We start from the raw sequence: 22,579 nt of genomic DNA, 5'->3' as shown, positions 1-22,579 counted from the left end.
GACCAACCCCCGTGTCCGTCCTCTCGAAGATCATGCGTGCAGGCGAAGGCAAGATCCTGCGCAAGCTGCACCGCATCGCGGACCAGGTCAACTCCATCGAAGAGGACTTCGAAGGCCTCTCCGACGCCGAGCTGCGGGCCCTCACCGACGAGTACAAGCAGCGTTACGAAGACGGCGAGAGCCTGGACGACCTGCTCCCCGAGGCCTTCGCCACCGTGCGCGAGGCCGCCAAGCGCGTCCTCGGCCAGCGCCACTACGACGTGCAGATCATGGGCGGCGCGGCCCTCCACCTCGGCTACGTGGCCGAGATGAAGACCGGTGAGGGCAAGACGCTCGTCGGCACCCTGCCCGCGTATCTGAACGCGCTGTCGGGCAAGGGCGTCCACCTCATCACGGTCAACGACTACCTGGCCGAGCGCGACTCCGAGATGATGGGCCGCGTCCACCGGTTCCTCGGTCTCGAAGTCGGCTGCATCCTGGCCAACATGACGCCGGCCCAGCGCCGCGAGCAGTACGCGTGCGACATCACGTACGGCACGAACAACGAGTTCGGCTTCGACTACCTCCGCGACAACATGGCGTGGGCCCAGGACGAGCTGGTCCAGCGCGGGCACAACTTCGCGATCGTCGACGAGGTCGACTCCATCCTGGTCGACGAGGCCCGTACGCCGCTGATCATCTCCGGTCCTGCCGACCAGGCCACCAAGTGGTACGGCGACTTCGCCAAGCTGGTCACGCGCCTCAAGAAGGGTGAGGCGGGCAACCAGCTGAAGGGCGAGGAGGAGACCGGCGACTACGACGTCGACGAGAAGAAGCGCACGGTCGCCATCCACGAGGCCGGTGTCTCCAAGGTCGAGGACTGGCTGGGCATCGACAACCTCTACGAGTCGGTGAACACGCCTCTGGTGGGCTACCTGAACAACGCCATCAAGGCGAAGGAGCTCTTCAAGAAGGACAAGGACTACGTCGTCCTCGACGGCGAGGTCATGATCGTCGACGAGCACACCGGCCGTATCCTCGCCGGCCGCCGCTACAACGAGGGCATGCACCAGGCGATCGAGGCGAAGGAAGGGGTGGACATCAAGGACGAGAACCAGACGCTCGCCACGATCACCCTCCAGAACTTCTTCCGCCTCTACAAGCGTCACGACCAGAACGAGAAGGAACAGCCCGGTCTGTCCGGCATGACCGGTACGGCGATGACCGAGGCCGCCGAGTTCCACCAGATCTACAAGCTCGGCGTCGTCCCGATCCCGACCAACCGGCCGATGATCCGCAAGGACCAGTCGGACCTGATCTACCGCACCGAGGTCGCGAAGTTCGAGGCGGTCGTCGACGACATCGTCGAGAAGCACGAGAAGGGCCAGCCGATCCTCGTCGGTACGACGTCGGTCGAGAAGTCCGAGTACCTCTCGCAGCAGCTCTCCAAGCGCGGCGTCCAGCACGAGGTGCTGAACGCGAAGCAGCACGACCGCGAGGCGATCATCGTCGCCCAGGCCGGCCGCAAGGGCGCCGTCACCGTGGCCACCAACATGGCCGGCCGTGGTACGGACATCAAGCTCGGCGGCAACCCCGACGACCTCGCCGAGGCGGAGCTGCGGCAGCGCGGCCTCGACCCCGAGGAGCACATCGAGGAGTGGGCGCAGGCGCTGCCGGCCGCCCTGGAGCGGGCCGAGAAGGCCGTGAAGGCGGAGTTCGAGGAGGTCAAGGACCTCGGCGGGCTGTACGTCCTCGGCACCGAGCGGCACGAGTCGCGCCGTATCGACAACCAGCTGCGCGGTCGTTCCGGCCGTCAGGGCGACCCGGGCGAGTCCCGCTTCTACCTCTCCCTCGGCGACGACCTGATGCGCCTGTTCAAGGCCCAGATGGTCGAGCGCGTGATGTCGATGGCGAACGTCCCGGACGACGTGCCGATCGAGAACAAGATGGTCACGCGCGCGATCGCGTCCGCCCAGTCGCAGGTCGAGCAGCAGAACTTCGAGACTCGTAAGAACGTCCTGAAGTACGACGAGGTCCTCAACCGCCAGCGCGAGGTCATCTACGGCGAGCGCCGCCGCGTCCTGGAGGGCGAGGACCTCCAGGAGCAGGTCGGCCACTTCATGGACGACACGATCGACGCGTACGTCGGCGCGGAGACCGCCGAGGGCTTCGCCGAGGACTGGGACCTCGACCGGCTGTGGGGCGCCTTCAAGCAGCTCTACCCGGTACGGGTCACGGTCGACGAGCTGGAGGAGGCGGCCGGCGACCGGGCCGGTCTGACCGCCGAGTTCATCTCCGAGTCCATCAAGGACGACATCCGCGAGCAGTACGAGTCGCGCGAGACGCAGCTCGGCTCCGAGATCATGCGTGAGCTGGAGCGCCGGGTCGTGCTGTCGGTCCTGGACCGCAAGTGGCGCGAGCACCTCTACGAGATGGACTACCTCCAGGAGGGCATCGGCCTGCGCGCGATGGCGCAGAAGGACCCGCTGGTCGAGTACCAGCGCGAGGGCTTCGACATGTTCACCGCCATGATGGAAGGCATCAAGGAGGAGTCCGTCGGCTACCTGTTCAACCTGGAGGTCCAGGTCGAGCAGCAGGTCGAGGAGGTCCCGGTCGAGGACGCGGCGCCGGTCGACATGGAGAAGCAGGACGCGGTGCCGGCGCAGGCGGGCTCCCGGCCGGAGATCCGCGCCAAGGGACTTGACGCCCCGCAGCGCCGCAACCTCCACTTCTCCGCGCCGACCGTGGACGGCGAGGGCGGCACCATCGAGGGCGACTTCGTCGGCGACGACGAGCCGGTCCGCTCGGAGGCGGACGGCCTCACGCGCGCGGAGCGGCGCAAGCAGTCGCGCGGTGGGCGTCGCCGCAAGAAGTAGGCAGGCGGCCGCAGGACGGCAAGTGACGGTGCCCGCGGCGCCGTAGCGGCTTGGAGGGCCGGGTCACCCGAGGGTGCCCGGCCCTTCGGCGTGCGGTGGGGCAGGGAGGCGGTGGTGCTCTAGTCGTCCGCGGGCCGCGGTGGGCGGGCTCCGCCCAGCTCCACCGCCGTGCAACGCCAGCGCAGGTCGGGGCCCTGTTCCAGGCGGAAGGCCATGGCGCGCAGCTGGTCGCCGGCGCCGATGCGGGCGAAGGCCTCGATGGCGCCCGGGCGCGGGACACAGTACCCGATGTCGCGGACGACGGGGCGAGGGCCACGGGTGCGCAGCGGGCCGCGCTCGGCGAGCCAGGCGAGTTCGTCGTAGGCGCGGCCGATGGTGTGCCGGAGCATCCAGTGGACGGGCCGCTGGCCGCTCAGAACGGCGAGGAGACGGTCGGCGAAGAGGTCGGTGGGGCTGGGCTGCGGGACGGGCGCGGGGAGGGTCTGGGCGGGTCGGTTGGCGGCGGGGGAGGCGACAGCGAGGGCAGCCGGGCCGGTGGCGCTGTGCCGCGCCCCGCCGGCGGCACCGTGAGGCGCCTGAGCGTCGGCCGAGCGTGAAGGAGGGGTCTGGGCCAGAGGTGTGGCAGAGGCTGTCGGCGGAGCCGGGACGGTCGCTCCGCTCCGGGCGGCGGTCGGGCTTGTGCAGCCCGGCGCCGCGAGTCCCGCCGTCCCGGTGCTTTCGGGAGTCGCCGTTCCGGTCATTCCCGGCACCGCCGTCGCTGCCCTTCCCGTCGCCGCCCCACCGAAGCTTCCGGGAGCCGACGCTGGGCGGCCGTCCGCTGGCCTGGTGTTGCCGTAGGGCCCGTCACCGCGGGTTCCGGACGGTCGGCCGCCGCCCGGTGCCGGACGGACCGCGGATCCGCCCGGACCGCGCGGCGGGGCGCCGCCGGGGCGGCGGGAGTCGCGGCGGCCGGGAGGACGGGTGCCCGGCTGGAGCTGCGCCCTGGTCATGACCTTGTGCATCGGAGTCCCCGTTCCGTCGGCCCGGTCGATACCGGGCGGTAACTTGGCGTTGGGGATCTTGTACGGGGGGCGCGGCGGCCGCCGCAAGGAAGGCCGGGGTCGCGCCGAGGGGCCCGGGATCTTCACCTATCAGGGTGATCGGCGGGGTCCAAAGCCCGTGTCCGCAAGGGGTCGCGGGGTGAATTCCGGGACGGAGGTCGACGGCTCCGGGGCGGTGGGCGGGGACTCGAAAGGGGACACCGCACGTATCCTGAAGGCCCTCCGGGAGACGCGGGACCCGCGGCACCTGCCCGGGGCCCAGCGGAGCCTCCGACCACGAAAGCGGCCAGCCAATGCGCGTCTACGTCCCCCTGACCCTTCCCGGTCTCGCCGAGGCGTACAAGACGGGAGAGCTGGGGGCCGGGCCGTTCACCGCCTACGCCGTCACGCCCGCACTGCGCGAGTGGTACCTCTCCGACGACATCGAGGAGCTCGAGTACGCGGCGCTCAACCGCGCCGCACTCGCCTCCCTGCGACTGCTCGCCGCCGATTCCGAGGCGGCACGGCGCCGGGTCGTGGTCGCCGTCGACGTGCCCGACGGCGCTGCCTCCGCCGACCCCGACCGGGGGCTCGACCCGGCCGCGCTCGGCGAGGTGAAGGTGACCGCGAGCGTGCCGCTGGCCAAGGCGGCCGCCGTGCACCTCGACCTCGACGACGCGGAGGCGGACGTGGCTGCCGCGGCCGAGGCGCTGTCCGCGGCGGACGCCGGGGACGACGACGCGCAGTTCGTGGTGGACGGCGCCGAGGACCACGAGCTGCTCTGGTACGCCACGCAGGAGATCCCGAACCTGGTGGGGCTCGGGGACTGAGCCGTCCGTTTCTGCTGCGGCGCCCCCACTGGACCCCTTTGACCTGCTGTTCTCTTGATTGTCAGTGGCGGCGGGTACGTTTTTGGCATGGGGAAGCACACTGGGGCGCACATCGTGTGGGACTGGAACGGGACGCTGTTCCACGACAACGACGCGATCATCGGGGCGACGAACGCGGCATTCGGGGAGCTGGGCCTGGAGCCGATCACGATGGAGAGGTACCGGGCGCTGTACTGCGTGCCGGTGCCGAAGTTCTACGAGCGGTTGCTCGGGCGGCTGCCGACGGACGCCGAGTGGGAGGTCATGGACGAGACCTTCCACCGGTACTACGCCGCGCACCGGGGCAGGTGCGGGCTGACCGAGGGGGTGGCGGACCTGCTCGCCGGGTGGCGGTCGGCGGGCCGCAGCCAGTCGATCCTCAGCATGTACGTGCATGACGAACTCGTGCCGCTGGTGCGGGGGTTCGGGATAGCGGAGCACTTCGTACGCGTCGACGGGCGCACCGGGCCGTCCGGCGGGAGCAAGGCGGAGCACATGGTGCGGCACCTCGCCTCGCTCGCCGCGGTCGATCCGGCTCGTACGGTGGTCATCGGCGACGCCGCCGACGACGCCGTGGCGGCGTTGCACGTGGGAGCGCGGGCCGTGCTGTACACCGGCGGGTCGCACAGCCGGGCCAGTCTGGAAGGGGTCGGGGTGCCGGTCGTGGACAGCTTGGCCGAGGCTGTCGTGGAGGCGGAGCGGCTGGCGGCCTGAGCGGGCGGTCAGACCACCGGCGCCTTCGCCCGCAGCACCGTCAGGAACTCCCGCATCCACGCCGAATGGTCCGGCCATGCCCGGGACGAGACCAGGGTGCCGTCGACCACCGCCTCCGCGTCCTGGAAGGTGGCGCCGGCGGACTGCATGTCGGGTTCCAGGGCGGGGTACGCCGTGACGCGGCGGCCGCGCAGGCCGTCGATCGCGGCGGTGAGCAGGGGGCCGTGGCAGATCTGGGCGACCGGCTTGTCGGCGTCGAAGAAGGACTTGAGGATCTTGCGGAGTTCGGGGTCGTTACGCAGGTACTCGGGGGCCCGGCCGCCGGGGATGACGATCGCGGCGTACTCACCGGGATCGACGTCCGCGAAGGCGAGGTCGGCGGGCCAGGTGTAGCCGGGCTTCTCGGTGTAGGTGTCGAAGCCGGGCTCGAAGTCGTGGACGACGAACCGGAGCTGCTTGCGGGCGGGGGCCGCGATGTGGACCTCGTAGCCCTCCTCGCGCAGGCGCTGGTAGGGGTACAGGACCTCCAGCGACTCCGCCGCGTCCCCGGTGACGATCAGGATTTTGGCTGCCATGACGGCAACGTGCCTCCGACGGACGGCCTTGCCAAGAGGGCGTGCAGAGGAAGGAAGGGGGGCTTGTGGACGACTGCGCCCGATACGCGCCCCGCGCGCCCTTCGCCCCTGTGCAGAACGTCAAAGTTCGACCCCTGGTTTTGTACACATACGGCTCATGACGGGCCCCCTGTATGGGGGGATAGCCTTGGTGGCGTGATCAGCGCGATAGCTCGCGGGGGCACTGTTGCCCCTGCCCCGCGCCCGGTGAGCACGGACCATCTCCGTGACCGGGCGGCAGTCGCTGGTCCTCGCGGGCAGGAGGGAGCCGCAAGCGCTCCCGGGGTGCCGCACAGCAGCCGGGCCGGAGCTCCGCAGAGAGCAGCGTCACACTGCCCGGCCAGCTCAAAAGTGGCTCAATCCTTCCCGCTCATCCCACCTTGCGGCATAGCGTCGGAGCAGACCGGAGAACCCGGGCCGTGGCGAAGAGCCGCAGGGGAAGACACCGTACTTCCTTCTACGTCACGCAACGGCGCGCGACAGGAGCCAGAGGACAATGCAGACCAAGCTGGACGAAGCCAAGGCCGAGCTGCTGGAGAGGGCCGCTCGGGTAGCTGAGAACAGCCCGGTAGGGGGCATCTACCGACCGGGACGACGGACGAGGGCACACCGGACACCCCGGACAGTGAGACCGTGCTCGCGTTCCTCCAGCGCTACTACCTGCACACCGCCCCGGAGGACCTCGGCGACCGCGACCCGGTCGACGTTTTCGGTGCGGCCTTCTCCCACTACCGGCTGGCCGAGAACCGTCCGCAGGGCACGGCCAACGTGCGGGTGCACACGCCTACCGTGGAGGAGAACGGGTGGACGTGCAGCCACTCGGTCGTCGAGGTGGTCACCGACGACATGCCCTTCCTCGTCGACTCGGTCACCAACGAACTGACCCGGCAGGGACGCGGCATCCACGTCGTCATCCACCCGCAGATCGTCGTGCGCCGCGATGTCACCGGCAAGCTGATCGAGGTGCTCACCGCGCAGCCCGGCGGTGAACTGCCGCACGACGCGCACACCGAGTCCTGGATCCACGTCGAGATCGACCGCGAGACCGACCGCGGCGACCTCAAGCAGATCACCACCGACCTGCTGCGGGTCCTGTCCGACGTCCGCGAGGCCGTCGAGGACTGGGACAAGATGCGGGACGCGGCGCTGCGCATGGCCGACGAGCTGCCCACCGAACCCGTCGCCTCCGACCTGCGCGAACAGGACATCGAGGAGGCCCGCGAGCTGCTGCGCTGGCTGGCCGCCGACCACTTCACCTTCCTCGGCTACCGCGAGTACCAGCTGCGCGAGGACGACTCGCTGGCCGCCGTGCCCGGCACCGGCCTCGGCATCCTGCGCTCCGACCCGCAGCACTCCGAGGAGGAGGGCCACCCGGTCAGCCCGTCCTTCGAGCGGCTGCCCGCCGACGCCCGCGCCAAGGCCCGCGAGCACAAGCTCCTCGTCCTGACCAAGGCCAACAGCCGTGCCACCGTGCACCGGCCGTCGTACCTGGACTACATCGGCGTCAAGAAGTTCGACGCGGACGGCAACGTCGTCGGCGAGCGCCGCTTCCTCGGCCTCTTCTCCTCCGCCGCCTACACCGAGTCGGTGCGCCGGGTTCCCGTCATCCGCCGCAAGGTCGACGAGGTCCTGGAGCGCGCCGGCTTCTCGCCCAACAGCCACGACGGGCGCGACCTGCTGCAGATCCTGGAGACGTACCCGCGCGACGAGCTCTTCCAGACCCCGCCCGCCGAGCTGGAGACCATCGCCACCTCCGTCCTGTACCTCCAGGAGCGCCGGCGTCTTCGGCTCTACCTGCGCCAGGACGAGTACGGCCGCTACTACTCGGCCCTCGTCTACCTCCCGCGCGACCGCTACACCACCGGCGTGCGCCTGCGGATCATCGACATCCTCAAGGAGGAACTCGACGGCACCAGCGTCGACTTCACGGCCTGGAACACCGAGTCGATCCTCTCCCGGCTGCACTTCGTGGTCCGCGTCCCGCAGGGCACCGAGCTGCCGCAGCTGTCCGACACCGACAAGGAGCGCATCGAGGCCCGCCTGGTCGAGGCCGCCCGCTCCTGGGCCGACGGCTTCGCCGAGGCGCTGAACGCCGAGTGCGGCGAGGAGCGCGCCGCCGAGCTGCTGCGCCGCTACAACAACAGCTTCCCCGAGGGCTACAAGGCGGACCACACCCCGCGTGCCGCGGTCGCCGACCTCGTCCACCTGGAGGCGCTCACCGAGGAGCGGAACTTCGCCCTCAGCCTCTACGAGCCGGTCGGCGCCGCCCCCGAGGAGCGCCGCTTCAAGATCTACCGCAAGGGCGAGGCCGTCTCCCTGTCGGCCGTGCTCCCGGCCCTCAGCCGGCTCGGCGTCGAGGTGACCGACGAGCGGCCGTACGAGCTGCGCTGCTCGGACCGCACCACCGCCTGGATCTACGACTTCGGGCTGCGCCTGCCCAAGTCGCAGAACGGCAGCGGCGACTACCTCGGCGACGACGCCCGCGAGCGCTTCCAGGAGGCCTTCGCCGCCACCTGGACCGGCAAGGCGGAGAACGACGGCTTCAACGCCCTCGTGCTGAGCGCCGGCCTGAGCTGGCGCCAGGCGATGGTGCTGCGCGCGTACGCCAAGTACCTGCGGCAGGCGGGCTCCACGTTCTCGCAGGACTACATGGAGGACACCCTCCGCAACAACGTCCACACCACTCGGCTGCTCGTCTCCCTGTTCGAGGCGCGGATGTCGCCGGACCGCCAGCGCGCCGGGCACGAGATCGTCGACGCCCTCCTCGAAGAGGTCGACGCGGCCCTCGACCAGGTCGCGAGTCTCGACGAGGACCGGATCCTCCGCTCCTTCCTCACCGTCATCAAGGCGACCCTCCGGACGAACTTCTTCCAGGAGGCGGCGGGCGGCAGGCCGCACGAGTACGTCTCCATGAAGTTCGATCCGCAGGCCATCCCGGACCTGCCGGCGCCGCGTCCGGCGTACGAGATCTGGGTGTACTCGCCGCGCGTCGAGGGCGTACACCTGCGCTTCGGCAAGGTCGCGCGCGGTGGTCTGCGCTGGTCCGACCGGCGTGAGGACTTCCGGACCGAGATCCTCGGCCTGGTCAAGGCGCAGATGGTGAAGAACACCGTCATCGTGCCGGTCGGCGCCAAGGGCGGCTTCGTCGCCAAGCAGCTGCCCGACCCGGGTGTGGACCGGGACGCGTGGCTGGCCGAGGGCATCGCCAGCTACAAGATGTTCATCTCGGCCCTGCTCGACATCACCGACAACATGGTGGCCGGCGAGGTCGTGCCCCCGGCCGACGTCGTACGGCACGACGAGGACGACACCTACCTGGTGGTCGCGGCCGACAAGGGCACGGCGACGTTCTCGGACATCGCCAACGGGGTCGCGGAGTCGTACAACTTCTGGCTCGGCGACGCCTTCGCCTCCGGTGGCTCCGCGGGCTACGACCACAAGGGCATGGGCATCACCGCCCGCGGCGCCTGGGAGTCCGTCAAGCGGCACTTCCGCGAGCTCGGCGTGGACACGCAGAGCGAGGACTTCACGGTCGTCGGCATCGGCGACATGTCCGGTGACGTGTTCGGCAACGGCATGCTGCTCAGCGAGCACATCCGCCTGGTCGCCGCCTTCGACCACCGGCACATCTTCATCGACCCGAACCCGGTCGCCGAGACCTCGTACGCCGAGCGGCGCCGCGTCTTCGATCTCCCGCGCTCCAGCTGGGCCGACTACGACACGGAGCTGATCTCGGCCGGCGGCGGCGTGTTCCCCCGTACCGCCAAGGCCATCCAGCTCAACGCGCAGATCCGCGAGGCCCTCGGCATCGAGGGCAAGGTCGCCAAGATGACCCCGGCCGACCTGATGAAGGCGATCCTCCAGGCGCCGGTGGACCTGCTGTGGAACGGCGGCATCGGTACGTACGTCAAGTCCAGTGCGGAATCGCACGCGGACGTCGGCGACAAGGCCAACGACCCGATCCGCGTCGACGGCGCCGACCTGCGGGTCCGGGTCGTCGGCGAGGGCGGCAACCTGGGGCTGACCCAGCTCGGCCGGATCGAGTTCGCGCTGCACGGCGGCAAGATCAACACGGACGCCATCGACAACAGCGCGGGCGTGGACACCTCCGACCACGAGGTGAACATCAAGATCCTGCTCAACGGCCTGGTGGCGGACGGCGACCTGACCGTCAAGCAGCGCAACAAGGTTCTCGCCGGGATGACCGACGAGGTCGGCCACCTGGTCCTGCGCAACAACTACGCGCAGAACACGGCGATCGCCAACGCGCTGACCCAGTCCAAGGACATGCTCCACGCCCAGCAGCGCTTCATGCGCCACCTGGTCCGCGAGGGCCACCTCGACCGGGCCCTGGAGTTCCTGCCGGCCGACCGCCAGATCCGCGAACGCCTCGGCCAGGGCCAGGGACTGACCGGCCCGGAGACGGCCGTCCTGATGGCGTACACGAAGATCACGGTGGCCGACGAGCTGCTGCACACCTCGCTGCCGGACGACGCGTACCTGCGCGGCCTGCTGCACGCGTACTTCCCGACGGCGCTGCGCGAGCAGTTCCCGCAGTACATGGACAACCACCCGCTGCGTCGCGAGATCGTGACGACCGTGCTGGTCAACGACACGGTCAACACGGGTGGTACGACGTATCTGCACCGCCTCCGCGAGGAGACGGGCGCGTCGCTCGAGGAGATCGTCCGGGCGCAGACCGTGGCCCGCGCGATCTTCAGCTCGGCGCCGGTGTGGGACGCGGTGGAGGCCCTCGACAACCAGGTCGAGGCCGCCGTACAGACCCGGATCCGGCTGCACTCGCGCCGGCTCGTCGAGCGCGGCACGCGCTGGCTGCTCAACAACCGGCCGCAGCCGCTCCAGCTCGCCGAGACGGTCGACTTCTTCGCCGAGCGGGTCGAGCAGGTCTGGTCGCAGCTGACCAAGCTGCTGCGCGGCGCGGACCTGGAGTGGTGGCAGCAGATCTACGACGAGCTGACCGGGGCCGGCGTGCCGGACGAACTCGCCACGCGCGTGGCCGGGTTCTCCTCCGCCTTCCCGGCCCTCGACATCGTCTCGATCGCCGACCGCATGGGCAAGGAGCCGCTGGACGTCGCCGAGGTCTACTACGACCTCGCCGACCGGCTGCACATCACCCAGCTCATGGACCGCATCATCGAGCTGCCCCGCGCCGACCGCTGGCAGTCCATGGCCCGCGCCTCCATCCGAGAGGACCTCTACGCGGCCCACGCGGCGCTGACCGCGGACGTCCTGGCGGTGGGCAACGGCACCTCCACGCCCGAGCAGCGCTTCAAGGCGTGGAACGAGAAGAACGCGGCGATCCTGGGCCGGGCGCGCACCACACTGGACGAGATCCAGGGCTCGGAGACCTTCGATCTCGCCAACCTGTCGGTGGCGATGCGGACGATGCGCACCCTGCTGCGACAGCACTCGTAGGCCGTACGGCAGTTCTTTCAGGCGATACGACGAAGAGGGCGCCCCCCGATCGGGGGGCGCCCTCTTCGTGGGCCGAGCGGGGAGGCTCAGGCCGGTACGGCGGTCGTCGGCTTGGGCTTCGCCTTCGGCTTGGGCTTCGGCTTGTTGCCCTTGTCGCCGGTGAAGGCCTCGTACTGCTCCATGACCTCCTCGGTCGGCCCGTCCATGCGCAGCTCGCCGCGCTCCAGCCACAGCACGCGGTCGCAGGTGTCGCGGATGGACTTGGCGCTGTGGCTGACCAGGAAGACCGTGCCCGCCTGCTCGCGCAGCGCGCGGATCCGCTCCTCGGACCGGATGCGGAAGGCCGCGTCACCCGTGGCCAGCGCCTCGTCGATGAGCAGCACGTCGTGGTCCTTGGCGGCGGCGATGGAGAAGCGCAGCCGCGCCGCCATGCCGGAGGAGTACGTGCGCATCGGGAGGGTGATGAAGTCGCCCTTCTCGTTGATGCCGGAGAAGTCGACGATGCCCTCGTAGCGCTCCTTGATCTGCTCGCGGGACATGCCCATCGCGAGGCCACCGAGGTAGACGTTGCGCTCGCCGGTCAGGTCGTTCATCAGGGCCGCGTTGACGCCGAGCAGGGAGGGCTGGCCATGGGTGAAGATACGGCCGTTCTCCACCGGGAGGAGGCCCGCGATCGCCTTGAGCAGGGTCGACTTGCCGGAACCGTTGGTGCCGATCAGGCCGATCGCCTCGCCCTTGTAGGCGACGAAGGACACGTTCTTGACGGCGTGCACCTTGCGCACGCCGGCCGCCTTCTCGGCGTGCCCCCGGCGCAGCATGCGGTTGAGCGCGGCGGTCGCGGAGCCCCTGCCGGCGCCGGTGCCGTTGACCCGGTAGACGATGTCGACGCCGTCGACGACGACCGTGGGGACCTGCTCGGCGGAGGGGCGCCCGGCGGGGACGCGGTCGTTGATCTCGAAGGTGTTGTCAGCCACGGCCGTACGTCTCCTCAGCCTTCCAGAAGTAGATGAAGCCGACGACGCCGGCGAGCAGCGCCCAGCCCGTCGCGAGCGCCCACACGTGGGGCGGGAGCTGACTGGCGTGGAAGCTGTCGATCATGGCGTAGCGCATCAGGTCGATGTAGACGGCGGGCGGATTGGCCTTGAGGACGGGAGCCACCCAGCTCGGCAGGTCCTTGTGCTGGCCGGTCAGCCGCTCGATGCTCCACATGACGCCGGAGATGTACATCCAGGTGCGCAGCACGAACGGCATCAGCTGGGCGATGTCCGGTGTCTTGGCGCCGAGCCGGGCCATGATCATCGCCACGCCGGCGTTGAAGGTGAACTGCAGGACCAGTGCCGGGACCGCCAGGACCCAGGAGGCCGCCATCGGCACGCCGAAGCAGAGCAGGATGACGACCAGCGCGCACATCGAGAACAGCAGCTGCTGGAGCTGCTGGAGTGCGAACGAGATCGGCAGTGCGGCCCGCGGGAAGTGCAGCGCCCGCACCAGGCCGAGGTTGCCGGAGATGGCCCTCGTGCCCGACATGATCGAGCTCTGCGTGAACGTCCAGATGAAAACGCCCGTAACCAGGAACGGGATGTAGTCCGGCACGTTCTTCTTGGTGTCCAGCAGGACGCCGAAGATGAAGTAGTACACCGCGGCGTTCAGCAGGGGCGTCGCGACCTGCCAGACCTGGCCGAGCTTGGCCTGGCTGTACTGGGAGGTGAGCTTGGCGGTGGCGAAGGCACTGATGAAGTGGCGCCTTGCCCACAGCTGGCGGACGTACTCCGGCAGGGAGGGGCGGGCACCACTGACCGAGAGGCCGTGCCGGGCGGCCAGTGCCGCGAGGTCGTCGTCGGCCGGGGCCGGCTTCGGGGGCGGTGTGTCGAGGACCTGGCTCACATCCGCTGCTTTCGCTCGGGGGGAGGGGGGTGACGTCCGGCCCGTCGGCCGGCCGGTCCGTTGCCCCACGTTTCCTTACGCTTCTCTTCACGTTCTCTTACGTCGGGACGGGACCGTATCGTCGCAACGTGAGCGTAGGCCCAGTCGGCGTCGGAACGCAACCGTTTCGTCGCAACGCCCTATGCTGGATCGCATGACGACGAACGCCGAGGAGTCCCAGACGCGTCCGCGCCGCCGCACTCCCGCCGGAGCGGCCGTTCTCCGCGAGGATGTGACGGAAGCCATTCGCGCGGCCGTCTTCGAGGAGCTCGCGGCCGTCGGCTACGCGCGGATGTCCATCGAGGGGATCGCGCGCCGGGCGGGCGTCGGCAAGACCGCCGTCTACCGCCGCTGGAAGTCCAAGCTGCACCTCGTCCTCGACGTCGTCTCGGCCATCGCCGTCATGGGCCTGCCGACACCCGACACCGGGTCCCTGGAGGGCGACCTGCGCATGCTCTACGAGGTGACCTCCCGGGCCCTGCGTCACCCGGTGGCCTCGCAGATCATCCCCGACCTCCAGGCCGAGGCGGCCCGCAACCCCGAGATCGCCGAGGCCATGCAGAAGACGCTGCGGGAGGGCCAGGAAGGCGTGGCCCTGAAGATCCTCGTGGCGGCCGAGCAACGGGGCGAGATCCGTGCCGGGTTCGATGACGAGATCGCCCTCGACCTGATCTCCGGCCCCCTGTACTGGCGTTCGGTGGTGATCCGCAGCCCGAAGCTGCCCAAGGGATACCTCGAGGTGCTGACGAGGGCCACCGCGGAGGCTCTGAAGGCTCTGTGAGTATGCTGCGGTCCCCGGCCGCCGGTGGCCGAAGGACCGTCGCCGCGTTCGGTGACCGGAGTTGAGGCGGAACAGCCGTGAGAGTCGTGATCGCCGAGGACAACGCCCTGTTGCGAGAGGGGCTGGTCCTGCTGCTGACGTCCGCCGGACACGAGGTCGTGGCCGTCGCCGGTACCGGGCCCGAGACCCTTCCCGCGCTGCTGGAGCACCGGCCCGACGCCGCCGTCCTCGATGTGCGCATGCCGCCCGGCTTCCGTGACGAGGGGCTGCGGGCGGCGCTGGAGGCCCGCAAGGAGATCCCCGGGCTGCCGGTGCTGGTGCTCTCGCAGTACGTCGAGGAGTCGTACGCAGCGGAGTTGCTGACCGGCGGGGCGAACGGGCTCGGCTACCTCCTCAAGGACCGCGTCGGCCGGGTCGACGAGTTCCTGGACGCGCTGGAGCGGGTCGCCGCCGGTGGTACGGCGCTCGACCCCGAGGTCGTCACGGAGCTCCTCACCCGCCGCAAGAACTCCCCCCTGGACTCCCTCACGCCGCGCGAGCGCGAGGTGCTGAAGCTGATGGCCGAGGGCCACGACAACGCGACGATCGCCAAGACGCTCGTCGTCACGGAACGCGCGGTCCACAAGCACATCGGCAACGTCTTCCTGAAACTGAGCCTGCCACCGAGCGACAGCGGGCACCGCCGGGTGCTGGCGGTACTGACGTACCTGAACAACCAGTAGCCGACGCCGAGTTCGAGGTCAGGGGGCGTCCGGCGCGGCGCGCAGGGCGAGCAGTTCCGGGGCGAGCACCTCGATACGGCCGTCGGCGGTCCGCCCGATCAGGCCGTCGTGGCGGAGACGGGACAGGGCCCGGTTGACGGTGACGCGGGTGACGCCGAGCAGATCGGCGAGTTCCCGTTGTCCGCCCGGCAGGGACGCGGGTCCGTCCGTGGCGGACGCTTCCAGCAGCCAGGCGGCGAGCCGCGCCTGGCACGGCAGCGTCACCGCGTCCGTCAGCCGCTGCTGCTGGGCACGGGCCTGCGCGGCGAGAAGGCGCAGTACGTGCGCGCGTGCGGCGGCCGAGTCGTCGAGCAGCGCCAGGAAACGCGCTCGCGGTACGGCCCGTACGGCACACGGCGTGAGCGCGGTGAAGGTCGCCGTATGGCCACCGCGGTCGAGCAGCGCCACCTTGTCCAGCGCGCACGGCCCGTCCCACGCGCCGAACCGGACCTCGCGTCCGCCGACCGTGACGGCCGACGTCGCCGCGCGCCCATCCAGGAGGACGAGCAGGTGATCCGCGGTGGCGCCCTGGGAGCCCAGCAGCTCCCCGGTGTCGTAGCGGCGTGGTAGGGACTCTTCCCACAGGCGTCGCACTCCGGTGTCCGGCAGGACCGCGAAGAGCGGCACTTCCCGGAGCCGACGCCAGTCCGACCCCTTGCCCATGCCCGCGCCCCCCGTCGGCCGAGAGCGCCCGACCGGCTGTATCACGCGATACAGCCCTGGCCGCCGTCCCGACCCCAACCTCGCCGTGTCACCCGAGCGGAGCCGACGGAAGGACCCCCGTGCTGGTCGTGGAACTCGCCTTCACCCCCGCCCCCGAACGCCTCACCGCCCGCCCGGCCCACCGCGAATTCCTCGCCGCCCTCCACACGGCCGGTGAACTGGCCGCCGCAGGCCCCTGGGCGGACGACACGGGCGCCCTCCTGCTGTTCCCGATGGACGCCGGTCGTGGGAGCGTCCCCGCCCCGCTAACCCCGCGCCGCCCCCGGATACAGCCGCACCCATCCCTCCCAGGCCGAGGCGATCATGTCCTGGACGTCGTGCTTGGCCTTCCAGGTCAGTTCCGTGGCCGCTCGGTCGGCGGAGGCGACCACTCGGGGTGGGTCGCCGGGGCGGCGGGGGGTGACCGTCGGGGGGCGGTCGTAGCCGGTGATCGCGTTGATGCGGTCGATCATCTCGCGGACCGAGACGCCCTCGCCACGGCCGATGTTGAGGGTCAGGTCGCGGCCGGGGGCGGACCGGAGGGCGCGGGCCGTGGCCACATGGGCCTCGGCCAGGTCGACCACGTGGATGTAGTCGCGTACGCAGGTGCCGTCGGGGGTCGGGTAGTCGTCGCCGAAGACGCGGGGCGGGGCGTTCTCCGTGAGCTTCTCGAAGACCATGGGGATCAGGTTGAAGACGCCGACGTCGGCCAGTTCCGGGGTCGCCGCGCCCGCCACGTTGAAGTAGCGGAGGGAGGCCGTGGCGAGGCCCGTTGCCCGGCCCGTGGCGCGGACCAGCCATTCGCCCGCGAGTTTCGTCTCGCCGTACGGCGACATGGGGACGCACGGCGTCTCCTCCGTCACCAGGTCCACGTCCGGCATGCCGTACACCGCCGCGGAGGAGGAGAAGACGAAGGAGGGGACGGCGGCCGTCGTCACCGCCTCCAGGAGGACGCGCAGGCCCTCGACGTTCTCGCGGTAGTAGTGGAGCGGGAGGTCCACCGACTCGCCCACCTGCTTCTTCGCCGCCAGGTGGACGACCCCGGTGACCCGGTGCTCGGCCAGCGCGCGGGTCACCCGCTCGCCGTCCAGCGTCGAGCCGACCACCAGCGGCACCCCGTCCGGCACGCGCTCGGCGATGCCCGTCGACAGGTCGTCGTAGACCACCGTCCGCTCGCCCGCCTCGGCCATCGCCCGTACGACGTGCGCCCCGATGTAGCCGGCACCGCCGGTGATCAGCCAGGTCATGTGCGGCCGTCCCCTTCGTCAGTTGGCCCTCTCCCGCGTAACAGTGAAGCAGGCGGGTCTGTCACACGGGCACGGCGGCGGTGGCTCCCTGTGGATCCAGCGGCGCCCGGGGTGTCCGGACGAGCGGCCGGGCCGCCGTCGAGCGCCACAGGCGGGTGAAGGACAGGACGGCGGCGGTCGCGAGCAGGCCGTTGCGTACGAGCATCAGGGCGCAGCCCGTCCAGGTGCAGGCCATGACCTGGCCGTACAGGACCGGATACGCGAGGGCGCTGACCGCGGTCGCCGCCAGCACGAGGACCGCGACCGGGCGCTGCACGGTGTGGCGCGAGCTCAGGCACACGGCGGCCAGGCCCAGCAGCCAGATCATGTACTGGGGGCTGATGACCCGGCTGGTGACCGTGAACAGCAGCACCGCGCCGAGCGCCGCGTCGTACGGCGTCGCCGGCGTCCAGTGCCGGGCCCGCAGCCGCCACGCGAGCAGCAGGGCGAAGGCGAGCGCCGTGAGCGCCAGGGACACGTGCGCGACGGTACGCACGTGTGGTCCCGTGAACTCGAAGGCGCCGTACTGGTAGTGGACCCGGCCCGGCCAGCCGGCGTGCGTCGCGAAGGCGAGCACCGTGCCGCCCAGCGACTCGATCTGCACGCCCCGGCCGCCCTGTTGGCGCAGGAAGTCGAAGGGGTGGGTGAACAGGGCCGCGAGGACGGCCAGGGTGCCGGAGCCGGTGACCGCGGCCCAGCCCCACGCCGAGCGCGTCGCGCGCCCCCGCGGGACGCCCAGGAGCACCAGCAGTGGCCAGACCTTCACCAGGGCGCCCATCGCCGCGAACACCCCGCACGCGCGCGTGGAGCGCGACAACGTCAACAGGGAGATGACGGCCAGGGCGGTGACCTGCACGTCGTAGCGGGCGAGTGGGACGTTCAGGAGGAGGGGGAGGCCGCCGACCCAGAGGGCGGCGCCGAGGCGGGTGCGGCCGGGGCGCCCGCCCGCGCGGGTCAGCGCCAGCGTGATCGCCGCGTCGCAGGCGAGGGTGAGGGCGACGAACGCCTGGAAGTACGTCAGGCCCGGCAGCAGCGCGGGCGACAGCAGGACGGGGCCGGCGCCCGGCGGGTACTGCCACAACGGGTCGTGCGCCGGGAATGCGCCGTGCGAGAGGACGACGTACCAGTGGTGGTACAGCCGCCACACCTCCCGGGCGACCCAGCCGTCGCCCAGCCGGGGCAGGGCGTCGTGTGCGAGCAGCCACAGCATCAGGGCGCGGGTGGCGAGCCAGGCGGTGGTGAGGGCGAGGCGCGGGTGGTTCCGGACGGCGTTCATCGCGGTGGATCGTAAGCCGGGCGAATGGCGTGTGCGTGCTAATACACCGTCAATCGTCGGTAAGAGCTTGCTAATAGCACAAAATCTGCTCCGTGAAGAGTGCGGGCGAGGGGCGGCCGGGCCGCCGGTGGGTACGGGCCGACACGGTGGCCGTGGCGGTGCCGACGGTCGTCATGTTCGCGCTCGGGCTGTGGGGGCTCGACCGCGGCGGCATGTGGGGCGACGAGAGCGTCACGTACCTGGTCGGGCGGCGCACGGTGCCGCAGATCTGGCAGCTGCTGCACACCGTGGACGCGGTGCACGGCCTGTACTACCTGTTCATGCACGTCGTCCTGACCGCACACCCGGGCGAGGTCGTGCTCCGCCTCCCGTCCGTGTGCGGGGCGGCGGCGACCGCGGGCCTGGTCGCGGCCCTCGGCACCCGACTGGCCCGCCCACGGGTCGGGTTGTGGGCCGGCCTGCTGTACGCGATCACACCGATGACCGGCCACTACGCGCAGGAGGGACGGTCGTACGCCATCGTCGCGGCGGGCGCGGAGGGGGCGACACTGCTGCTGGTGCGGGCCGCCGAGGGGCGGTCGGCGCGGCGCTGGTCGGCCTACGGCTGTGTCCTCGCGGCGACCTGTCTGCTGCACGAGCTGGCGGTCCTGGTGCTCTGCGCGCACGCGGCGACGCTGGCGCTCACGCGGGTGCCGAGGGCGGTGTGGGCCGGGTGGGCGCGGGCGGCCGGGGCGGCGGGGCTGGTGCTGCTGCCGTTGGTGTGGGTGTCCCAGGCGCAGTCGGGACAGGTGGCCTGGCTGCGGACGCCGGGGTGGGCCAACGTCGAGGGACTCGCGCGGTGCTTCGCGGTCGGCCGGACGGGGGCGGTCTTCTGGGCGTACGTCCTCCTCGTGGCCGTCGGCATCGGCGCCGGGCGTCTCGCGTCGGTCGCGCTGCCGCTGCTGGTGCTGCCGCCGACGGTCCTGATGCTCGCGTCCCAGTTGCAGCCGCTCTACGACGACCGGTACGTGCTGTACGCCCTCGCGGGTGCGCCACTGCTGGCGGCGGCGGGGGCGGACCGGGTGGTGACGGTCGCGGGGCGGCTGTGGCGGAGGGGGCCGCAGGTGTCGTATCGCCAACAGGCTGGGATCGGCGGGCGTTTGCGGGGGAGGGCGCCGCGACTGTCGTACCCCCACCCCGTCACCCTCACCGGCGTCCTCGTGATCGCGGTCGTCTTCCTCACCTGCCTACCCCTGCAGTTCAAGAACCGTTCCGCCGACCACCGCCCCGAGAACCTCGCCGCCGTCTCCGCCGTGGTCGCCCGGCAGGCCCGCCCCGGTGACGCGGTGCTGTTTCTGCCGTCGACGTGGCGGGTCGGGGCGTTGGCGTATCCGCGGGGGTTCCGGGAGGCCCGGGATGTCGCGCTGGCGGAGTCCGGGTCGCGTTCCGGGACGCTGAGCGGGCTGGAGACCTCGCCGGGGGTGCTGCGACGCAGGCTCGCCTCCGTGCACCGGGTCTGGGTCGTCGCCCCGGGCTACGTCCTCAACTCCCGCCGGTCCCCGGCCAACCCCACCGAGCGCCTCAAACTCGCCGTCGTGGAGCGCCACTTCAGACCGGTCGAGGACTTCGCGAGCGGCCGCATCACCCTGGGGCTCTACGTCCGCCGCTAGGCGTCACGCCCCCTGGCGCCTCCCCGCACGCCTCCTACGCCCCGCCGCGCGCCTCGGTCTCCGCAGCCGCGTCCAGTGCGACCGTGAGCTCGTCCAGGCGGGCCCTCAGCGTGCGGATCTCGTCCACGTCGAAGCTCGTCGCCGACACGATGCGCCGCGGTACCTCCAGCGCGCGCTCGCGCAGGGCCGTGCCCTCGGCGGTGAGGTGGACCTCGACCGAGCGTTCGTCACGGGCGCTGCGTTCGCGGCGTACCAGGCCGGCCGTCTCCAGGCGCTTGAGCAGGGGGGAGAGGGTGCCGGAGTCGAGTCGCAGGTGTTCGCCCAGCTTCTTGACCGGCAGACCGCCGTGCTCCCACAGCACCAGCATCACCAGGTACTGCGGATAGGTGAGCCCGAGGTCCTTGAGGATCACGCGGTAGACGCCGCCGAAGGCGCGCGAGGCGGCGTTCAGGGAGAAGCAGATCTGCTGGTCCAGGCGGAGCCAGTCGGTGGTGGGTGTCGGGGTCGGCGTCGTACTCATGCGTCCAGGATAGCTCTTGCGGGCCATTTAGTTGTGCACGATTGAATTGTGTGCTCTACTTGTGGTCGTGAGGCGGCCGCCAGTAGAGCCGCCGGAGCATGACTGACCTGACTCGAGAGGGATGGTTCCCCATGGACGCGCTCTACACCGCTGTCGCCACCGCCACCCACGGCCGCGACGGTCGCGCCTTCACCAACGACGGCAAGATCGACGTCAAGCTGGCCCCGCCGGCCGAGCTGGGCGGCAACGGCGAGGGCACGAACCCGGAGCAGCTCTTCGCCGCCGGTTACGCCGCCTGCTTCGGCAGCGCCCTCGGTCTCGTCGGCCGCCAGGCCAAGGTCGACGTCAGCGACGCGGCCGTCACCGCCGAGGTCGGCATAGGCAAGCAGGGCGAGGGCTTCGGCCTCAAGGTGACGCTGCGCGTCGAGCTGCCGGACACGGTGGACCAGGAGACCGGCCGCAAGCTCGTCGAGACCGCCCACCAGGTCTGCCCCTACTCCAACGCCACCCGCGGCAACATCGAGGTCGACCTCGTCATCGAGTAAGCACCACCGAGACGGCTCACCCGACCCGCGCCAGCACTTCGCCCGTCCGCCGGCTGAACGCCACCACCACCGCTTCCTCGGGCACCTGGTGCCACCGCGTCAGCAGCAGCCAGCGGACGTGGTAGCGGCGGACCACGGCGTTCCGCTGGGCGCGGGTCGAGTCCGGGGCGAGGTAGGCGCGGACGTCGGCGGACATGCGGTGCCGCCGTGTCTCCTCCAGGGCCGGGTCGGGCCAGATGGGCGCGGCGAGGTTCGGCCCGTACCCGGCGATCATGTGGGCCGCGCTGTAGCCGTCGGTGATCACCACCTCGCCGGGCCTGATGTACCGCGCGGCCCAGTCGTACGTCGGCCAGCGTGGCGGCTGCTGGAGCCCCACCGGATCCAGCGCCCGCGGCACCACGGCCCCGCCCTGCACGGTGCAGAACCCGACGCACGCCCACACCGCGGCCACCGCCCCCAGCGACTTGCGGAACGTCCCCCAGGGCCGCGGCGCCGCCAGCTCCACCGCGAGCGCGAACTGCAGCGGCACCAGCACCGCCCACAGCACGCGCGCGTACGTGTAGTGCCCGCTCGCCCAGCCGTACGCCACCACCAGGCTCTCCAGCACGAACATCAGCAGCAGCGGATCGCGCCCTGACGACCCCCGCGCCCGCCACCACAGCGCGGGCAGCCCGACCAGCGCGAGCCAGGAGTTCCCGGCCAGGTGCTCGTACAGCCGCCGGTGCATCCAGTCCATCGCGGTGTCGCCGCCGAGCGAGAAGACGTCGTAGTACGGCCATACGGCGGCCGTCATCAGCGCGGCCGCCCCGGCCGCCGCCCACCGGGCCACCACCGGCCGGCGCCAGCCGCGCTGCCGTGCGGCCACGATCGCCACCGCGCCGACCGCCGCCGACACGGCCGTCACCGGATGGACCAGCAGGATCAGGCCGTACAGGGCGCCGGTCCCGGCGTACCCCCACCAGCCCTCCAGGCCGCTCGGGCCGACGAACCGCACGGCCCGTTCGCGCTCGCACGCGCGCGTGGCCGTCAGGGCCCACGCCCAGAAGGTCAGCCCGATCGCGAACGACGACGGATAGCTGATGTTCGTCGTCATCGACATCAGCCCGAGGTAGCCGCTCCACAGGATCCGCTCGTCGCCCCACAGCAGCGTCATGAAGGGCAGCGCGAGCACCGGCGCCCACCGACGGTCCGTCAGCGTCCGTACGAAGCGTCCGATCCCGGTCAGCAGCACGATCAGGTGCAGCGGCCCCGCGAGCCGCAGCACACCCCAGCCGGACAGCCCGGTCAGCCGCGCGAACACGGCCTGCGCGACCGCGTACGGCCCGTAGTACGGGCTGCCCGCGCCCGGCAGGTCCGCCATCGAGTGGGCCGGATGCAGCAGGTTCGCCTTGAGGCGTTGGATCACGGCCGCGTGCTGACCGGCGTCGCAGCACAGCGGGATCCGCCAGAAGGCCAGCGTCATCACCAGCCAGAACAGAAAGCCGAAGAGCTGATACGGCGTCGGCCGCCAGGTGCCGCCGGCGCGGAGCGCCGTGGCACCGTGCACGATACGGCGGACGAGGACGTCGGCGCTCACATTCTCTCCCTTTGTCGTGATATGTCATTCCATCATGTGGAGGCTCCCTTTCT

16 protein-coding genes and 1 pseudogene are annotated in these 22,579 nt (G+C 71.0%); 8 read left to right on the top strand and 9 right to left on the bottom strand.

Features of this window, described 5'->3' with window-relative positions; genetic code table 11:
- Positions 1 to 11: 11 nt before the first annotated feature.
- Positions 12 to 2,855, top strand: a complete 2,844-nt coding sequence (gene secA, locus ACQEWB_RS19510; protein ID WP_432832669.1) for a preprotein translocase subunit SecA — start codon at positions 12 to 14, stop codon at positions 2,853 to 2,855.
- A gap of 119 nt (positions 2,856 to 2,974) precedes the next feature.
- Here the strand turns inward: secA and ACQEWB_RS19505 are convergent, their stop codons facing one another.
- Positions 2,975 to 3,595 carry an Rv3235 family protein gene (locus ACQEWB_RS19505; RefSeq protein WP_432832667.1) on the bottom strand — a complete coding sequence of 207 codons (621 nt, stop codon included), beginning with the start codon at positions 3,593 to 3,595 and terminating at the stop codon, positions 2,975 to 2,977.
- 593 nt (positions 3,596 to 4,188) lie between these two features.
- On the opposite strand from ACQEWB_RS19505, the gene ACQEWB_RS19500 reads away from it, so the two are divergent.
- Both ACQEWB_RS19500 and ACQEWB_RS19495 read left to right on the top strand, forming a co-directional pair.
- Positions 4,189 to 4,704 carry a DUF6912 family protein gene (locus ACQEWB_RS19500; protein WP_432832665.1) on the top strand — a complete coding sequence of 172 codons (516 nt, stop codon included), beginning with the start codon at positions 4,189 to 4,191 and terminating at the stop codon, positions 4,702 to 4,704.
- A gap of 87 nt (positions 4,705 to 4,791) precedes the next feature.
- Complete coding sequence (locus tag ACQEWB_RS19495) at positions 4,792 to 5,457, top strand: HAD family hydrolase (RefSeq protein WP_432832663.1); 666 nt, start codon at positions 4,792 to 4,794, stop codon at positions 5,455 to 5,457.
- Between the two features lie 8 nt (positions 5,458 to 5,465).
- On the opposite strand, the gene ACQEWB_RS19490 is transcribed toward ACQEWB_RS19495, so the two are convergent.
- Entirely contained in the window at positions 5,466 to 6,032 is a 567-nt protein-coding gene (locus ACQEWB_RS19490) for a DJ-1/PfpI family protein (protein WP_432832661.1), read from the bottom strand.
- 535 nt (positions 6,033 to 6,567) lie between these two features.
- On the opposite strand from ACQEWB_RS19490, the pseudogene ACQEWB_RS19485 reads away from it, so the two are divergent.
- Positions 6,568 to 11,507 (top strand): annotated as a pseudogene (locus ACQEWB_RS19485) (NAD-glutamate dehydrogenase).
- Between the two features lie 86 nt (positions 11,508 to 11,593).
- Here the strand turns inward: ACQEWB_RS19485 and ACQEWB_RS19480 are convergent.
- On the bottom strand, positions 11,594 to 12,481 hold the full coding sequence (locus ACQEWB_RS19480) for an ABC transporter ATP-binding protein (RefSeq protein ID WP_432832659.1): 888 nt from the start codon (positions 12,479 to 12,481) through the stop codon (positions 11,594 to 11,596).
- Positions 12,474 to 13,391, bottom strand: a complete 918-nt coding sequence (locus tag ACQEWB_RS19475) for an ABC transporter permease (protein ID WP_432832657.1) — start codon at positions 13,389 to 13,391, stop codon at positions 12,474 to 12,476. Before ACQEWB_RS19475 ends, ACQEWB_RS19480 begins: the two co-directional genes overlap by 8 nt.
- A 193-nt stretch (positions 13,392 to 13,584) precedes the next feature.
- Here ACQEWB_RS19475 and ACQEWB_RS19470 point away from each other — a divergent pair, with 193 nt between their 5' ends.
- Both ACQEWB_RS19470 and ACQEWB_RS19465 read left to right on the top strand, forming a co-directional pair.
- Positions 13,585 to 14,211: a TetR/AcrR family transcriptional regulator gene (locus tag ACQEWB_RS19470; RefSeq protein WP_432832655.1), complete on the top strand. Its 627-nt coding sequence runs from the start codon at positions 13,585 to 13,587 to the stop codon at positions 14,209 to 14,211.
- A gap of 77 nt (positions 14,212 to 14,288) precedes the next feature.
- Positions 14,289 to 14,933 carry a response regulator transcription factor gene (locus ACQEWB_RS19465; RefSeq protein ID WP_432832653.1) on the top strand — a complete coding sequence of 215 codons (645 nt, stop codon included), beginning with the start codon at positions 14,289 to 14,291 and terminating at the stop codon, positions 14,931 to 14,933.
- Positions 14,934 to 14,951: 18 nt separating this feature from the next.
- On the opposite strand, the gene ACQEWB_RS19460 is transcribed toward ACQEWB_RS19465, so the two are convergent.
- The 3 genes from ACQEWB_RS19460 to ACQEWB_RS19450 form a co-directional block, all read right to left on the bottom strand.
- The gene (locus ACQEWB_RS19460; protein WP_432832651.1) at positions 14,952 to 15,635 is read right to left on the bottom strand and encodes a Crp/Fnr family transcriptional regulator; all 684 of its coding nucleotides are present in this window, start codon (positions 15,633 to 15,635) and stop codon (positions 14,952 to 14,954) included.
- A 305-nt stretch (positions 15,636 to 15,940) separates the two neighbouring features.
- Positions 15,941 to 16,921, bottom strand: coding sequence for a UDP-glucose 4-epimerase GalE (galE, locus tag ACQEWB_RS19455; RefSeq protein WP_432832649.1), 981 nt, complete (start codon positions 16,919 to 16,921; stop codon positions 15,941 to 15,943).
- A 61-nt stretch (positions 16,922 to 16,982) separates the two neighbouring features.
- Positions 16,983 to 18,236, bottom strand: a complete 1,254-nt coding sequence (locus tag ACQEWB_RS19450; protein ID WP_432832647.1) for a glycosyltransferase family 87 protein — start codon at positions 18,234 to 18,236, stop codon at positions 16,983 to 16,985.
- A gap of 92 nt (positions 18,237 to 18,328) precedes the next feature.
- On the opposite strand from ACQEWB_RS19450, the gene ACQEWB_RS19445 reads away from it, so the two are divergent.
- Positions 18,329 to 19,885, top strand: coding sequence for a glycosyltransferase family 39 protein (locus ACQEWB_RS19445; protein ID WP_432832645.1), 1,557 nt, complete (start codon positions 18,329 to 18,331; stop codon positions 19,883 to 19,885).
- Positions 19,886 to 19,919: 34 nt separating this feature from the next.
- Here the strand turns inward: ACQEWB_RS19445 and ACQEWB_RS19440 are convergent, their stop codons facing one another.
- The gene (locus ACQEWB_RS19440; protein WP_432832643.1) at positions 19,920 to 20,405 is read right to left on the bottom strand and encodes a MarR family winged helix-turn-helix transcriptional regulator; all 486 of its coding nucleotides are present in this window, start codon (positions 20,403 to 20,405) and stop codon (positions 19,920 to 19,922) included.
- Between the two features lie 131 nt (positions 20,406 to 20,536).
- On the opposite strand from ACQEWB_RS19440, the gene ACQEWB_RS19435 reads away from it, so the two are divergent.
- The gene (locus ACQEWB_RS19435; protein WP_432832641.1) at positions 20,537 to 20,950 is read left to right on the top strand and encodes an organic hydroperoxide resistance protein; all 414 of its coding nucleotides are present in this window, start codon (positions 20,537 to 20,539) and stop codon (positions 20,948 to 20,950) included.
- A gap of 16 nt (positions 20,951 to 20,966) precedes the next feature.
- Here the strand turns inward: ACQEWB_RS19435 and ACQEWB_RS19430 are convergent, their stop codons facing one another.
- Positions 20,967 to 22,526: a hypothetical protein gene (locus tag ACQEWB_RS19430; protein WP_432832639.1), complete on the bottom strand. Its 1,560-nt coding sequence runs from the start codon at positions 22,524 to 22,526 to the stop codon at positions 20,967 to 20,969.
- Positions 22,527 to 22,579: the final 53 nt, after the last annotated feature.

The sequence above is a fragment of the Streptomyces sp. CA-249302 genome, from assembly GCF_050936785.1.
In the GTDB taxonomy this organism is placed as follows: Bacteria; Actinomycetota; Actinomycetes; order Streptomycetales; family Streptomycetaceae; genus Streptomyces.
Note: the sequence above shows the minus strand (reverse complement) of the source record. Positions and strands in the feature narration are given on the sequence as shown.

What these genes read in the sequence shown, in the direction of transcription:
- ACQEWB_RS19505 (WP_432832667.1), bottom strand. Translation starts at nt 3,595, where the DNA reads ATGACCGGAACGGCGACTCCCGAAAGCACCGGGACGGCGGGACTCGCG.
- ACQEWB_RS19500 (WP_432832665.1), top strand. Translation starts at nt 4,189, where the DNA reads ATGCGCGTCTACGTCCCCCTGACCCTTCCCGGTCTCGCCGAGGCGTAC.
- ACQEWB_RS19495 (WP_432832663.1), top strand. Translation starts at nt 4,792, where the DNA reads ATGGGGAAGCACACTGGGGCGCACATCGTGTGGGACTGGAACGGGACG.
- ACQEWB_RS19490 (WP_432832661.1), bottom strand. Translation starts at nt 6,032, where the DNA reads ATGGCAGCCAAAATCCTGATCGTCACCGGGGACGCGGCGGAGTCGCTG.
- ACQEWB_RS19470 (WP_432832655.1), top strand. Translation starts at nt 13,585, where the DNA reads ATGACGACGAACGCCGAGGAGTCCCAGACGCGTCCGCGCCGCCGCACT.
- ACQEWB_RS19460 (WP_432832651.1), bottom strand. Translation starts at nt 15,635, where the DNA reads ATGGGCAAGGGGTCGGACTGGCGTCGGCTCCGGGAAGTGCCGCTCTTC.
- galE (WP_432832649.1), bottom strand. Translation starts at nt 16,921, where the DNA reads ATGACCTGGCTGATCACCGGCGGTGCCGGCTACATCGGGGCGCACGTC.
- ACQEWB_RS19450 (WP_432832647.1), bottom strand. Translation starts at nt 18,236, where the DNA reads ATGAACGCCGTCCGGAACCACCCGCGCCTCGCCCTCACCACCGCCTGG.
- ACQEWB_RS19440 (WP_432832643.1), bottom strand. Translation starts at nt 20,405, where the DNA reads ATGAGTACGACGCCGACCCCGACACCCACCACCGACTGGCTCCGCCTG.
- ACQEWB_RS19435 (WP_432832641.1), top strand. Translation starts at nt 20,537, where the DNA reads ATGGACGCGCTCTACACCGCTGTCGCCACCGCCACCCACGGCCGCGAC.